Source organism: Clavibacter michiganensis, assembly GCF_016907085.1.
In the GTDB taxonomy this organism is placed as follows: Bacteria; Actinomycetota; Actinomycetes; order Actinomycetales; family Microbacteriaceae; genus Clavibacter; species Clavibacter michiganensis_O.
In genome coordinates this window covers 414,115-427,563 of sequence record NZ_JAFBBJ010000001.1, presented here as the reverse complement: position 1 = coordinate 427,563, position 13,449 = coordinate 414,115, and the positions used below count along the sequence as shown (strand labels likewise).

Annotated in this window: 14 protein-coding genes; 1 reads left to right on the top strand and 13 read right to left on the bottom strand. The window is 73.0% G+C overall.

Annotation, left to right across the window (positions count from 1 at the left end; translation table 11 throughout):
- Positions 1–18: 18 nt before the first annotated feature.
- The 8 genes from JOE38_RS01955 to JOE38_RS01920 form a co-directional block, all read right to left on the bottom strand.
- Positions 19–630 (bottom strand): hypothetical protein, encoded by a 612-nt coding sequence (locus JOE38_RS01955; protein WP_374191151.1) that lies wholly within the window; start codon positions 628–630, stop codon positions 19–21.
- 196 nt (positions 631–826) lie between these two features.
- Positions 827–1,372 (bottom strand): DivIVA domain-containing protein, encoded by a 546-nt coding sequence (locus JOE38_RS01950; RefSeq protein ID WP_086506111.1) that lies wholly within the window; start codon positions 1,370–1,372, stop codon positions 827–829.
- A 10-nt stretch (positions 1,373–1,382) separates the two neighbouring features.
- Complete coding sequence (locus tag JOE38_RS01945; RefSeq protein ID WP_204574623.1) at positions 1,383–2,423, bottom strand: phosphatidate cytidylyltransferase; 1,041 nt, start codon at positions 2,421–2,423, stop codon at positions 1,383–1,385.
- Positions 2,424–2,942, bottom strand: a complete 519-nt coding sequence (gene frr, locus JOE38_RS01940) for a ribosome recycling factor (protein WP_045929184.1) — start codon at positions 2,940–2,942, stop codon at positions 2,424–2,426. It abuts the gene before it with no gap.
- Positions 2,943–3,094: 152 nt separating this feature from the next.
- Positions 3,095–3,811 carry a UMP kinase gene (gene pyrH / locus JOE38_RS01935; protein WP_043672556.1) on the bottom strand — a complete coding sequence of 239 codons (717 nt, stop codon included), beginning with the start codon at positions 3,809–3,811 and terminating at the stop codon, positions 3,095–3,097.
- Positions 3,812–3,967: 156 nt separating this feature from the next.
- Positions 3,968–4,795, bottom strand: a complete 828-nt coding sequence (gene tsf, locus JOE38_RS01930) for a translation elongation factor Ts (protein WP_012038070.1) — start codon at positions 4,793–4,795, stop codon at positions 3,968–3,970.
- 111 nt (positions 4,796–4,906) lie between these two features.
- Positions 4,907–5,854 carry a 30S ribosomal protein S2 gene (rpsB, locus tag JOE38_RS01925; RefSeq protein ID WP_204574622.1) on the bottom strand — a complete coding sequence of 316 codons (948 nt, stop codon included), beginning with the start codon at positions 5,852–5,854 and terminating at the stop codon, positions 4,907–4,909.
- A 238-nt stretch (positions 5,855–6,092) separates the two neighbouring features.
- Positions 6,093–7,550 carry a sugar porter family MFS transporter gene (locus JOE38_RS01920; RefSeq protein ID WP_307838820.1) on the bottom strand — a complete coding sequence of 486 codons (1,458 nt, stop codon included), beginning with the start codon at positions 7,548–7,550 and terminating at the stop codon, positions 6,093–6,095.
- Between the two features lie 231 nt (positions 7,551–7,781).
- On the opposite strand from JOE38_RS01920, the gene JOE38_RS01915 reads away from it, so the two are divergent.
- A complete protein-coding gene (locus tag JOE38_RS01915) occupies positions 7,782–8,219 on the top strand; it encodes a murein hydrolase activator EnvC family protein (protein WP_239544728.1) in 438 nt (145 codons plus the stop codon).
- A gap of 77 nt (positions 8,220–8,296) precedes the next feature.
- Here the strand turns inward: JOE38_RS01915 and JOE38_RS01910 are convergent, their stop codons facing one another.
- The 5 genes from JOE38_RS01910 to JOE38_RS01890 all read right to left on the bottom strand — a co-directional run bounded on the left by JOE38_RS01910 (position 8,297) and on the right by JOE38_RS01890 (position 13,345).
- Complete coding sequence (locus JOE38_RS01910) at positions 8,297–9,283, bottom strand: tyrosine recombinase XerC (protein WP_239544727.1); 987 nt, start codon at positions 9,281–9,283, stop codon at positions 8,297–8,299.
- Positions 9,284–9,504: 221 nt separating this feature from the next.
- Positions 9,505–10,806, bottom strand: a complete 1,302-nt coding sequence (gene dprA / locus JOE38_RS01905; protein WP_204577107.1) for a DNA-processing protein DprA — start codon at positions 10,804–10,806, stop codon at positions 9,505–9,507.
- A gap of 191 nt (positions 10,807–10,997) precedes the next feature.
- Positions 10,998–12,554 (bottom strand): YifB family Mg chelatase-like AAA ATPase, encoded by a 1,557-nt coding sequence (locus JOE38_RS01900; RefSeq protein ID WP_204574619.1) that lies wholly within the window; start codon positions 12,552–12,554, stop codon positions 10,998–11,000.
- Positions 12,554–12,910, bottom strand: coding sequence for a YraN family protein (locus tag JOE38_RS01895; RefSeq protein WP_204574618.1), 357 nt, complete (start codon positions 12,908–12,910; stop codon positions 12,554–12,556). Before JOE38_RS01895 ends, JOE38_RS01900 begins: the two co-directional genes overlap by 1 nt.
- 111 nt (positions 12,911–13,021) lie before the next feature.
- The gene (locus JOE38_RS01890) at positions 13,022–13,345 is read right to left on the bottom strand and encodes a DUF2469 family protein (RefSeq protein ID WP_012038062.1); all 324 of its coding nucleotides are present in this window, start codon (positions 13,343–13,345) and stop codon (positions 13,022–13,024) included.
- Between the last annotated feature and the right edge of the window lie 104 nt (positions 13,346–13,449).

The following is a 13,449-nucleotide window of genomic DNA, read 5'->3' as shown; positions in this document are numbered from 1 at the left end:
CCGGGGCCAGCCTCGGGATCAGTACCAGTTCTTGAGGACGCTGTGCGCCTTCGCGCCGCAGGGTGAGCCGTAGCGCGACTCGATGTAGCCGAGGCCCCAGGTGATCTGCGTCGCCGGGTTCGTCTGCCAGTCGGCGCCCGCCGACGCCATCTTGCTGCCGGGCAGGGCCTGCGGGATGCCGTACGCACCGCTGGGGTTGTAGGCGTTGACCCGCCAGCCGGACTCCTTGGTCCAGAGGTAGTCGAGGCACGCGTACTCGTCGTCCCCCATGCCCTGCGACGCGAGGATGCTGCGGGCGATGCCCTTGGCGCTGCCGGGATCCGGGATCGCGATGGCCCCGCCCCCACCGCTGGAGCCCGACGACTTCGCTCCGGAACCGGTCGACGGCGGGGACTCCACGACGGGAGGCGGGGGCGGCGGGGCCGCCACGGACTGGAAGCCGGGCTCGATCTCGACCGCGGTGTCGGCCGTGGCGACCGTGAGCGTCTGGGCATCGGCGCGGGCCAGCTGCGCGACGGTGGCCTGGTACTCCTGGTACTGCGGGTTCGCGACCGCGCCGGACGTGGGATCCACGACGTTGACGAGCATGAACGCGGCAGCGGCACCGAACGCGATGGTGGGGGCGGCCACTCGCGAGAACGCGGAGCGCCGTCGCGGGACGGCCCTCGGAGCGGTCGTGAGCGGCTGGCGAGGAGCGAGTGCGTTCGTGTGTCTACCCATGGCTCCGCACGACTTTACCCAACCGTTACCCGGATGGCGACTCCCGGACCGGATCGGGGGCGTCCTGCCAGGCAGACGGGATGGGGAGGACCGGCTGGGCGAGGGATCAGCGGACGGCGTTCATGACGTCGATCACGGCGTCCAGCAGCAGGTCGACCTGCGCCTCGCGGTAGCCGCCGCGGCGCGGGTGGAAGGCCACGGTGCGCACGTCGTCGACGCTCATGGGCTTCGTGCCGCGGAAGTACTTCGCCACGCGGTCCGCGAAGCGGTCGACCTCGCGGCGGTCGTACCCGGTGGTCAGGAACCCGGCGCGGTCGAAGCGCTCCCCCGTGGGCCGGCTGACCCGGTCGAGGATCTCCTGCGCCGCGCGCCGTGCCTCGGCGTTCCAGGCGTCGGCGCCGACGCGGGCGACCGTGCGGTCGCGCTCCCGCACGGCGAACGCGTCCTCCAGGCGCTCGAGCACCCGGTCCACCGCGGCGGCCGAGTAGCCCCCGCGGCGCATGTCGAAGGACACCCGGCGGATGGTCTCGGAGGTCAGCGAGCGGTCGGCCTCGTCGTCGTAGCAGCGGCGCGCGTCGCGCAGGAAGGCGTCTACCTGGTCCGGGTCGTAGCCGCGCTCGCGGCGCCCGGCGCTCGGGAAGGTGGTGGTCATCCGGGACATCCTATGAGGAAGCGCCCGTGACGATGAGGAACAGCGCATAGGCCACGGCCGCGGACGGCAGCACCGAGTCGAGGCGGTCGAGGAACCCGCCGTGGCCCGGCAGCCAGGAGCTGATGTCCTTGACGCCGAGGTCCCGCTTGATGAGCGACTCGGCCAGGTCGCCGAGGGTCGCGGTCACCACGATCACGAGGCCGAGCACCACGCCGAACCACCACTCCTGCTGGATCATGAACAGCGAGAGCAGGATCCCGGCGAGCACCGCGGCGCCGACCGCGCCGGCGAACCCCTCCCACGTCTTCTTCGGGCTGATGGTGGGCGCCATGGGGTGCTTGCCGAAGTTGAGCCCCGCGACGTAGGCGCCCGTGTCGGAGCACACGACGAGGATGAGGAACGCGAGGGTCCACCACTCCCCGCCCTCGCCGGCGGTGAGCAGCACGGCGAACGAGCCGAGGAGCCCGACGTAGGCGAGCAGGAAGACGCTCGAGCCGATGTCGCCGACGACCGCGCGCGCGGAGGTCCGCCGGGTGGGCACCACCTGCTCCCCGAGACGCCAGAGCACGACGAAGGCCATGGCCCCGAGGAGCCCGAGCCACTGCCCGTCGGGCCGGCCGTAGTACGTGATGGGCATGAGCGCGACGACCGCGATCACCGAGCCCACGCGCGGGACGCGACGACCCGCCTGCCGCAGAGCCGTCGCGAGCTCGTACGCGGTGAACGCCACGAGCGCGACGGCGATCAGGAGGAACAGCTGCTTCACCACGACGAGGCTGACGAGGACGACGCCGCCGAGGAGGAGACCGACCGTCACCGCGAAGAGCAGGTTGCGGCCCGTGCGGGCGTTAATGCGGTCGTTCGTCGCCTCGAGCGACGCACGCGTCGCCCGGACCTGCGCGGTCAGGTCGGCGCGCGTCGCCTGGACCTGGGCCTCGAACTCGGCGCGCGTCACGCGGCCGCGGTGCCGGCGGATCCGCGGAGCGCCGTCGGGACCCGACGCGGGCGGCACGACGGGCGCCCGCTCGACGGGATCCTCGGGGCTGGCCACCTAGACCTCGAGGAGTTCGGTCTCTTTGCGCTTCAGCGCGTCGTCGACCTGGTCGGTGTGCGTCTTGGTGAGGGCCTCGAGCTCCTTCTCTCCGCGCGCGACCTCGTCGTCGCCGACCTCGCCCTTGAGAGCGTCCAGCTCGTCCTTGGAGCGGCGGCGGATGTTCCGGACGCTGACGCGCCCCTCCTCCGCCTTGCCGCGGACGATCTTGACGAACTCCTTGCGGCGGTCCTCCGTGAGCTCGGGGAGGGTGAGGCGCACCATCTCGCCGTCGTTGCCGACCGTGGCGCTGAGGTTCGGGACGTTGACGAGGGCCTTCTCGATCTCCTTGAGGGCCGTCTTGTCGTAGGGCGTGACGATGAGCGTGCGCGCCTCGGGGTTGTTCATGCTCGCGAGCTGGCCGAGCGGCGTGGGGCTGCCGTAGTACTCGACCATGACCTTCTGGAAGAGGGCGGGGTTCGCGCGGCCCGTGCGCACGCTCCCGAAGTCCTCCTTCACGGCCTCGACGGCCTTGCCCATCCGGTCTCGGGCATCTGCGAGGACTTCGGCGACGGTCACGGGATCTCCTTCGGTAGCGCGGGCGCGGTGAGCGCCCGGTCGATCTTAACGCGGATGGGGAGGCGCTCCGTCCGCGACGCGACCCGTCGGGTGCGGCGGCGGAGCGCCGATCGTCAGTTGGAGACGATGGTGCCGATGCGCTCGCCCCGGATGGCGCGGGTGACGTTGCCGCCCGGCTCCATGCCGAAGACGACCATCTTCATGTCGTTGTCCATGCAGAGGCTGAAGGCGGTCGAGTCGACGACCTTGAGGCCGCGCTGCAGGGCGTCCTGGTAGGTGACGGTGTCGAGGAGAGTGGCCGACGAGTCCGTGCGGGGGTCGCCGGTGTAGACGCCGTCGACGCCGTTCTTGGCGACGAGCACCTCGGTGGCCGAGATCTCGAGGGCGCGCTGCGCGGCGACCGTGTCGGTCGAGAAGTAGGGCAGGCCGGCGCCGGCGCCGAAGATCACGATGCGGCCCTTCTCCAGGTGGCGCACGGCGCGGCGCGGGATGTACGGCTCGGCGACCTGGGTCATGGAGATGGCCGACTGCACGCGCGTGGCGGCGCCGGCCTGCTCGAGGAAGTCCTGCAGGGCGAGGGCGTTCATCACGGTGCCGAGCATGCCCATGTAGTCGGCGCGGCCGCGGTCCATGCCGCGCTGCGAGAGCTGGGCGCCGCGGAAGAAGTTGCCGCCTCCGACCACGATGGCGACCTCGACGGTCTTCGCGGCCTCGGCGATCTCGCGGGCGAGGGCGCTGACGACGTCCGGGTCGACGCCCATCTGGCCGCCGCCGAAGGACTCCCCGGAGAGCTTGAGGAGGACGCGGCGGGTGGTGGTCTGATCGGTCATAGGTGCTGTTCCCGTCCTCGCGTTCCGGTCGCCGGATCCGGCCCCGGTCCAATCTACTGTGACGTCCGGCGGGGGCGGCGGCGCCTCGCGGCCGCCCTCCCCGGACATGGAGAAGGGAGCCCGGGTCGCATGCGACCCGGGCTCCCCGTGGTGGTGCTAGGCGCCGACCTTGAAGCGGGCGAAGCCCGTGACCGTGAGGCCCGCGGCCTCGACGACCTTCTTCACGGACTGCTTGTTGTCCTTCGCGTAGTCCTGCTCCAGGAGCGCGACCTGCTTGAAGAAGCCGGTGAGGCGACCCTCGATGATCTTCGGCAGGGCGGCCTCGGGCTTGCCCTCGTTGCGCGAGATCTCGGTGACGATCGCGCGCTCGGCCTCGACCTTGTCCGCCGGGACGTCCTCGCGGGCGAGGTACTCCGGGTTGGCGAACGCGATGTGCTGCGCGATGCTGCGCGCGGTCTCCGCGTCCGTGCCCGAGTAGTCGACGACGACGCCGACCTGGGGCGGGAGGTCCTTCGACGTGCGGTGGAGGTAGACCTCCTGGTGCTCGCCGGCGAGGCGGGCGACGCGACGGAGCGCGATCTTCTCGCCGAGGATCGCGGCCTGGTCGCTGATCAGCTGGTCGACGGTCTGCTCGCCGGCGGGGGCCTGGAGGGCCTCCTCGACGGTGGACGCGCCGGCAGCGACGACGGCGGCCAGGACGGACTCGGACAGCGCGATGAACTTGTCGTTCTTCGCGACGAAGTCGGTCTCGCACGCGAGCTCGATGAGGGTGGCGGCGCCGTCCTGCGTGGACGCGGCGACGAGGCCCTCGGCGGTGGAGCGGTCGCCGCGCTTGGCGTTGCCCTTCTGGCCCTTGAGGCGCAGGATCTCGATGGCCTTCTCGATGTCGCCGTCAGCCTCGACCAGCGCGTTCTTGCTGTCCATCATGCCGGCGCCGAGGCGGTCGCGCAGCTCCTTGACGTCAGCGGCAGTGAAGTTCGCCATGCTCGTGGACTCCTTCTGTAGGTGGTGATCCGGGGGTCTCCCGGAGGTGAGTGCCCGACGGGCGGACGCGGTTGCCCGCGCCCGCCCGTCGGGATGGTGCGTGCGGTCGGACTACTCGGAGACCGGAGCCTTCTCGGCCTCCGAAGCCTCGGCCTCGATCTTCGCCTCGGTGGCGTCGTCGGACTCGGGGGCGTGCACGGGCGCGGCGACCTCGTCCTCGGACTTCGCCTCGTTCTTGGCGGAGACTTCGGCGTCGACGTCGTTCTCCTCGACGGGCAGCTCGGCCTTGGCGGCGTCGCCCTGCTCGAGCAGCTCGCGCTCCCAGTCGGCCAGCGGCTCGGCGGGCGCGGAGCCCTCGGCGTCGGGCTTCTGGTGGCGCTGGATGAGGCCCTCTGCGGCAGCGTCGGCGATGATGCGCGTCAGCAGCGCGACGGAGCGGATCGCGTCGTCGTTGCCCGGGATCGGGTACTGGACCTCGTCCGGGTCGCAGTTGGTGTCGAGGATGCCGATGACGGGGATGCCGAGCTTGCGCGCCTCGTCGATGGCGAGGTGCTCCTTCTTGGTGTCCACGACCCACATCGCCGAGGGCGTCTTGGTGAGGTTGCGGATTCCGCCGAGGCTCTTCTCCAGCTTGTCGCGCTCGCGACGCTGGATGAGGAGCTCCTTCTTGGTGAAGCCGCGCGTCGTGTCGTCGAAGTCGACGAGGTCGAGCTCCTTGAGGCGGTTGAGGCGCTTGTGCACCGTCTGGAAGTTGGTCAGCAGACCACCCAGCCAGCGCTGGTTCACGTAGGGCTGGCCGACGCGCTGCGCCTGCTCCGCGATGGACTCCTGCGCCTGCTTCTTGGTGCCGACGAAGAGGATGGTGCCGCCGTGGGCGACCGTCTCCTTGACGAAGTCGTACGCCTTGTCGATGAGGGCCAACGACTGCTGCAGGTCGATGATGTAGATGCCGGAGCGCTCGGTGAAGATGAAGCGCTTCATCTTCGGGTTCCAGCGCGTCTTCGGGTGACCGAAGTGGACGCCGCAGTCGAGCAGCTGGCGGATGGTGACGACGGCCATGGCCGTACTCCTGTTCCGGCGCGCGCTGTCGCGGCGCGCCTCGTCGGTTCGCTCGGCGGTCGGGACGACCGCTGATCCTGGTGCCCGGCGCGCATCCGCTCCTCGAGCGACAGGGATCATCGCCACGAGGAGACCGAGTGGATGCGGCGGCCTGATGGGCACGCGTAGTCACCCGACCTGGATCGGGTGCTGGTCGATGCTACCACCCGCCGGACGACCGGCGGGGCGGCACGGCGGATCAGGCGCGCGCGGCCTTCGTGCGCTTCTTGGGCTTGTCGACGAAGAGCGTCTCGGCCTCCTCGAGGGACATGCCGTTCGTCTCCGGGATCTTCGTGAGCACGAAGACGAAGGAGAGCGCGGCGAAGGCCGCGTACATGCCGTAGGTGAAGGGCAGCGAGAAGGCGGAGAGCGCGGGGAACGACACGGTGATGGCGAAGTTCGCGATCCACTGGGCCATGGCCGCGACGCCGAGGGCCTTGGCGCGGATGCGGTTCGGGAAGATCTCGCCGAGGAGCACCCAGACGAGCGGGCCCCAGGAGGCGCCGAAGCCGATGACGAAGACGTTGGCCGCGATGATCGCGATGACGCCGAAGGGCTGCGGGAGGGCGACCTCGCCGTCGACGGTCGAGGACTGGCTGAAGCAGATCGCCATCACGGCGAGGGACACGGCCATGGCGAGCGAGCCCGACAGGAGGATCGGGCGGCGGCCGATGCGGTCGACGAGCGCGATGGCGATGAAGGTGACGGCGACGTTCGTGACCGCGGTGATGACCGAGGTGAGCAGCGACTGCGACTCGTCGAAGCCGACGGCCTGCCAGAGCGTCGTGGAGTAGTAGAAGATCACATTGATGCCGACGAACTGCTGGAACACGGACAGGATGATGCCGATCCAGACGATGCCCTGGAGGCCCAGCTTGTTGCCGCGGAGGGTGCCCGTGCGCTTGGCGACGCGGTCCTCCTCGATCTGGCGCTCGAGGTCGCGGCTCGCGCGGTCGATGTCCTCCTGCTTCCAGACGCTCGCGAGGATCTCCTGCGCCTCGTCCTTGCGGCCCTTCTCGACCAGGAAGCGCGGCGACTCGGGCAGGCGGTAGGCGAGGAAGCCGTAGATCACGGCCGGGATCGCGCAGACGAGGAGCATCCAGCGCCAGGCCTCGAGCCCGAGCCAGAAGCCCTCCGACGCGCCGCCAGCGGCTCCCGCGAAGACGGCGTCCGAGAGGAGCGCGGTGAAGATGCCGAGCGTGATGGCGAGCTGCTGCAGCGACGCGAGGCGGCCGCGGAGGAGCTTGGGAGAGATCTCCGCGATGTACGCGGGGGCGACGACGGAGGCGATGCCGATGCCGAGGCCGCCGACGATGCGCCAGATGGTGAGGTCCCAGACGCTGAACGCGTACCCGGACCCGAAGGCGCTGATGAAGAAGAAGCCGGCGCCGATGATCATCGTCCAGCGGCGTCCGATGCGGTCGGCGATGCGGCCCGCCAGGTAGGCGCCGAGCGCGCAGCCGAGCAGCGCGCTGGCCACCGCGAAGCCGATGAGCGTCTCGCTCAGCTCGAAGCGGCCCTGGATCGCGGAGACCGCGCCGTTGATCACGGAGGAGTCGAACCCGAAGAGGAAGCCCCCCACCGCGGCCGAGACGGCCAGGCCGATCGCGCGTCGCTGGAGCTTCTTGTCATCCCGGGGGGTCGTCGTCTCGTTCACAGGGGACCACTCTGCCACTTCTCCGACGGGGCGATCACCCGGCGGGCATCCGACGCCGCAGGGGGCATGATGCGGCCGACCGGGGGTCGGGACGCGTCCGTCGGGGAGGGAGGGCGCATGCGCGGCGGGTCCGGATGGCGGAGGGCGGGCGCGGCAGCGCTCGCGGTGGGGCTGCTCGTCGGGGCGACGGCGTCGTCCCCACCGGGGCGGGCTGCGGCGGATGCGCTGACCATGGAGGATCGCCCGGCGGCGGCGGCGCGGTGGCGGTGGCCGGTCGACCCGCCCCACACGGTCACGCGGCCGTTCCAGGCGCCGACCACGGCGTACGGACCCGGTCACCGGGGCATCGACATCGCGATCGACCCCGGCGCGGAGGTCCGCGCTCCGGCGGATGGGACCGTCTCCTTCGCCGGCGTGGTCGTCGACCGCCCGGTCGTGAGCATCCGGCACGCGGACGGGCTCGTGTCCTCCGTCGAGCCGGTCGCGCCGCTGGTCGCCGCGGGTGACGTCGTCGTCGCCGGTCAGGTCGTCGGCACCCTCGCAGCGGAGCCCCGCCACGAGCCCGACGGAGGGCTGCACCTCGGGGCGCGCCTGCACGGCGAGTACGTGGACCCGGCCCTGCTGCTCACCGCCCTGCAGCACGCGGTGCTGCTGCCGCTGGATCCGTGACCACCCGTCACGGGCCCGGTCGCATCCCCGGCGCAGGACCTGCGCGCGGGACGGGTCGCCCCCTCCGATGCCCGGGGTCAGGCGCGCGGGTGGGCGCCCTCGTAGCTGCGCCGCAGCCGATCGATCGACACGTGCGTGTAGATCTGCGTCGTCCCGAGGCTCGCATGGCCGAGCATCTCCTGCACGGTGCGCAGGTCCGCTCCCCCGTCGAGCAGGTGCGTCGCCGCCGTGTGCCGGAGGGCGTGCGGTCCCTGCGGTCCCGACCCGGGGATGTCCGCCAGCAGCGAGGCGACGAGGCCGTAGACGGCGCGGGATCCCAACCGCCCTCCACGCGCGCCGAGGAACAGCGCCGTCCCGGTGCGCGGGGTGACGAGCGCCGGACGACCGCGTGAGACGTAGGCGTCGAGGGCATCCGCGGCGGGGACGCCGAACGGCACGACGCGCTCGCGGTCGCCCTTCCCGATCACGCGCACGGTCAGACGGTTGGCGTCGATGTCGCCGATGTCGAGGCCCGCGAGCTCGGAGACGCGCAGGGCGGAGGCGTAGAGCAGCTCGATGGCGGCGAGATCTCGGAGCGCGGCGGGGTCGTCCTCCTCCGCCTGCGCGGCCAGGGCGGCGAGGAGGGCGGACATCTGCTCGCGCGCCAGCACACGCGGCAGATGCGATCCCGCCCTCGGGGCCTTCAGCCGCACGGCGGGGTCGGCGTCGACCCGGCCCGTGCGGACGAGCCACGCGCCGAAGCCCCGCACGGCGGCCGACCGTCGCGCGAGCGTCGCGGGAGCCAGCCGCGCCTGGGACCCCCGCCACAGCCAGTCGCGCAGGACCTCCAGGTCGAGGCCGGCGGACGTCGTGATGCCCTGTCGTGCGGCGTGCGCCGCGAGGTCCCTGAGGTCGGCCGAGTACGCCCGCACGGTGTGGGACGCGCTCCCCCGCTCCCGGTCCAGGAAGGTCTCGAACGCGACGATGTCCGCCTCGAGCGCCGAGGCGCCCGGTCCGACGCGCGGAGCAGGCGGGCGCCCGGCCCCGCGTTCGACGCGGCCCTCGCCGCCCCGCACCGTGTCCATCCCGGAAGGCTACGCGGACCCGGACCCGGTTCGAGCCGACGCGCGGATGGGGACGGGACAGCACGGGGATCGGCCGGGACCGGACGCGCGGAACCGGCGGGCCCGTCGAGCCCGGCCGGCCCGCGCCGATGGACCTCGGCCGGCCGGGCTCATCGGGCTCCGGCCTTGCCGCCCCCGCCCGCACGCGCTCCCCGAGGGACAGGGCATCGGCACCGGGCGCATCAGCGCGATCCCGTTCGCCGCACCCATCCGCCGTCCGGCCGGGCGACCTGCCCCTCGAGCTCGAGCATGCCCAGCACGGACGACGTCTCGGCGACGCCGAGGCCCGCGCGCGCGGCGACGTCGGCGGTGTCGCGGCCGCGCCGCACGGCGAGGGCGTCGAGCACGCGCACGATGCGCGGGTCGGACGGCCCGGCAGGAGCCTGCTCGGCCACGACATCGCGGCCGGGCACGGGCCGGCCCGGCCCGGCCCGGAGGGGCGCGCCCCGGGGATCCGACCCCGGGACGTGCGACCGCGCTCCGACCCAGCCCGGCAGGAGCTCCATCACGTCGTCCGCGGAGGTGATGCAGACCGCCTGGGACTCGCGGAGCAGACGGTGGCACCCCGACGACGAGACGCTCGTCACCGGACCCGGTACGGCGCCGAGCGGCCGCTCCAGGGCGACCGCGTGGTTGGCCGTGTTCAGCGACCCGCTGCGCGCACCCGCCTCGACCACGACCGTGGCCGCGCTGACCGCCGCGATGAGGCGATTGCGCAGCAGGAACCGCCACCGCGTCGGGGACGCCCCGCAGGGAAGCTCCGACACCACGGCCCCATCCCGGCGCATCCGGGCGAAGAGGTCCGCGTGGCCGGATGGGTAGAGGCGGTCGACCCCGCCCGCGAGGAACGCGACCGTCCGTCCCGCGGATCCGATGGCCGCGCGGTGCGCCGCCCCGTCGATGCCGTAGGCGCCGCCCGAGACCACCGCGACGCCGCGGTCGACGAGGCCCGCCGCCAACTCGGCCGTGACGTGCTCGCCGTACCCCGTGGCGGCGCGTGCTCCCACGATCGCCACGGACCCCTCGAGCGCGGCGACCGCGTCCGGCGCGCCGGTGCACCACAGGACGAGCGGCGCATGCGATCCCAGGTCGTCCGCGCCGACCGGCCACCGCGGATCCCCCGGCAGCAGGACATGTGCGCCCACCGCGCGAGCGGCATGCAGCCGCGCCAGCGCCTCCGTCCGCACGACGCGAGGCCGCCAGCGTTCCAGAGCCCCCTCCACCTCGTCGACGAGCGCGGCGCGGCCGTCCTCCTGCAGGTCCAGTCCCGCCTCGAGCATCGCCCCGACGACCCTCTCGGCCGAGCAGCCGTCGACCACCGAGGCCAGCGACGCGCATGCGCCCAGGACGCCGATCACCGCTCCGGCGACGCGATCGCCGGGCTCCGCGATCCCGGACCACGTGCACCGCGCCGCGACCTCCTCGGCGTCCGCGTCACCCGCCTCCTCGCCAGGGTGTCCCGCATCGGGGCGGAGCGGAGCGATGAGCGCGTCCAGCTCGCGCGAGTGCAGGCCGAGTCGGGCGACGGCGCGCGCGCGTGCCGAGTCCGGTCCCCGGACATGGCTCCGACGTGCGTCGGCGGGACGCGCCCGGCGTCCGGCCGGCGACGGCGAGGGGTGGTCCGCATCGTCGGGTGCGGGAGGCGCGTCCCCGACGCCGCCCGCCTCACCGCCGATCACGAAGCACCTCGCAGCAGGAGGGCCCGGCCCAGGTGATCCGCATCGGGGCTCGACGCGCCCTCCAGGTCCGCGAGCGTCCACCCGATCCGGAGGACCCGGTCGTAGCCGCGCATGGTGAGCAGCCCGCGATCCAACGCGCGGTCCAGGGAGACGGTCGCCCCTCGGGCGATGCGCGCCTCGCGCCGGAGCCAGGTGCCGGAGACATGGGCATTGGTGCGCCACGGCGTCATCGCCCATCGCTCCGCAGCGGCCGCTCGAGCGGCGGCGACGCGCACCCGCGCCGTGGCTGTCGTGACGCGGGGACCATCCCCCGCGGCCAGGTGCACGGCCGTCGTGACCCGGCGCACGCCGAGCCGGATGTCCATGCGGTCCATGAGGGGCCCCGAGAGACGGGCCAGGTAGCGTCGGCGTGCCTGGGGCGGGCACGAGCAGTCGGAGCCCGCGACGCCGTACGACCCGCACGGGCAGGGGTTGGCCGCCATCACGAGCTGGAAGCGCCCGGGGAAGTGGGCGACGCCGTTAGCCCGATGGATGCTGATGACCCCGGACTCGAGCGGCTGCCGCAGGCAGTCGAGCACCGCGCCGGCGAACTCCGGCGCCTCGTCGAGGAAGAGCACTCCCCCGCTGGCGCGCACAGCCGCACCGGGACGGATGCGCCCGCTGCCGCCGCCGACGATGCCGGCGGCGCTCGCCGTGTGATGCGGCGCCTCCAGGGGCGGTCGCACGGGCAGCTCGGGACCCAGCCGCTCCCCGCAGAGCGACCGGATGCAGCCGACCTCCAGCGCGGCCTCCTCGTCCAGGTCGGGCAGGAGACCGGGCAGCCGCTGCGCGAGCATCGTCTTCCCCGCGCCGGGTGGACCGAGCAGGAACATGTGGTGCCCGCCGGCCGCGGCGACCACGAGCGCCTCCACGGCCTCCTCGTTGCCGACGACGTCGCCGAGGCAGGGCTCCACCGGCTCCATGCCGCCGACGGCCTGCGTCGATCCGCTCCCCGTCGGCGTGGAAGGGCGGGCGTCGTCCTCCTCCGGCTCCGGCTCGAGCTCGGCGCCGTGGTGGATGGCCGCGTCCCGCAACCCCGCCACGGCGATGACGCGCATGTCGGGCACGAGGGACGCCTCGTCCGCGTGGCAGCGCGGCACCATGACCCGGCGGACTCCCGCTCGACGCGCGGCGAGCACCGCGGGCAGGATGCCGTGCGTCGGGCGCAGCCTCCCGTCGAGGCCGAGCTCACCGAGGTGGACCGTGCCGGCCACCGACTCGGCCGACACCGAGCCGCCCGCCGCGAGGACCGCCAGGGCGATCGCGAGGTCGAAGCCGGAGCCGTGCTTCGGCAGGACGGCCGGCGAGAGGTTGACGGTGACCCGGCGGACCGGGAACTCGCATCCCGCGTTGCCGGTCGCGGCGCGGACCCGCTCGCGGGCCTGGCTGAGCGCGGCGTCCGGAAGGCCGATGAGCACGAACCCGGGGAGCTGGCTCGTGATGTCCGCCTCCACGTCGACGAGAGCCCCGTCGAGGCCCGAGAGGGCGACGGCGAGCGTACGACCGACGGCCATCAGCAGGCGCTCCGCACGACCTCGACGGACGGCTGCCCGCCCCGGGGCCAGACCACTCCCACCACATCGATCCGCACGGGCCCGCGCCGCTCCGGATGCGCCTGGCACCAGAGGCCCGCGAGGACCCGCAGCCGCGCGGCCTTGGCGCGCGTGACCGCTTCCAGCGGATGCCCGTACCCGAGCCCCGCGCGCGTCTTGACCTCCACGAGGACGGTCGTGCCGGCGTGGGTCATCACGAGGTCGATCTCGCCCTCGCGGCACCGCCAGTTGCGTTCGACGAGCGCGTAGCCGCGCCCGATCAGATGCCGTGCCGCGAGATCCTCGCCGCGCCGTCCCAGGTCCTGCTCGCGTGTCATGCGCACCTCCGCGAGGAGGATGCGCGACCGGAGGGTCCGGGAACGCGAGGCGCGAGCGGGCCGTGCGGTGGGCCCGCGGCGCGTGCCTGGGGAGGGACCCTGCGGGGAGTCCTACTCGTCGATCGCGAGCTCCTTGGGGAGCTCGAACTCCTTCGCCGACAGCTCCTCGACGTTGACGTCCTTGAACGTGAGCACGCGCACGGACTTCACGAACCGATCCGAGCGGTAGACGTCCCACACCCACACGTCGGTCATGGTCAGCTCGAAGTAGAAGTCGTGCTCCGTGTCGCGCCGCACGAGCTCGACCTCGTTGGCGAGGTAGAAGCGCCGCTCGGTCTCGACCACGTACTTGAACTGGGACACGATGTCCCGGTACTCCCGGTAGAGCGCGAGCTCCACCTCGCGGTCGTAGTCCTCGAACTCGTCGTCATCCATGGTCCGTCGATCCTAACCGCCCGCGCAGCCGCCGCCCGCGCAGCCGCCGCCTGCCGACCGGCGCCGCCGCCCGACCCCGCGAGCACGTCGGGCGGGCCGGGGAT

Excerpts from the sequence above, each read along its gene's own strand:
- JOE38_RS01890 (WP_012038062.1), bottom strand. The coding sequence starts at position 13,345 with ATGGATGACGACGAGTTCGAGGACTACGACCGCGAGGTGGAGCTCGCG.
- JOE38_RS01950 (WP_086506111.1), bottom strand. The coding sequence starts at position 1,372 with ATGACCACCACCTTCCCGAGCGCCGGGCGCCGCGAGCGCGGCTACGAC.
- rpsB (WP_204574622.1), bottom strand. The coding sequence starts at position 5,854 with ATGGCCGTCGTCACCATCCGCCAGCTGCTCGACTGCGGCGTCCACTTC.
- pyrH (WP_043672556.1), bottom strand. The coding sequence starts at position 3,811 with ATGACCGATCAGACCACCACCCGCCGCGTCCTCCTCAAGCTCTCCGGG.
- tsf (WP_012038070.1), bottom strand. The coding sequence starts at position 4,795 with ATGGCGAACTTCACTGCCGCTGACGTCAAGGAGCTGCGCGACCGCCTC.
- JOE38_RS01895 (WP_204574618.1), bottom strand. The coding sequence starts at position 12,910 with ATGACACGCGAGCAGGACCTGGGACGGCGCGGCGAGGATCTCGCGGCA.
- JOE38_RS01900 (WP_204574619.1), bottom strand. The coding sequence starts at position 12,554 with ATGGCCGTCGGTCGTACGCTCGCCGTCGCCCTCTCGGGCCTCGACGGG.
- JOE38_RS01910 (WP_239544727.1), bottom strand. The coding sequence starts at position 9,283 with ATGGACACGGTGCGGGGCGGCGAGGGCCGCGTCGAACGCGGGGCCGGG.
- frr (WP_045929184.1), bottom strand. The coding sequence starts at position 2,942 with ATGGGCAAGGCCGTCGAGGCCGTGAAGGAGGACTTCGGGAGCGTGCGC.
- JOE38_RS01915 (WP_239544728.1), top strand. The coding sequence starts at position 7,782 with ATGGAGGATCGCCCGGCGGCGGCGGCGCGGTGGCGGTGGCCGGTCGAC.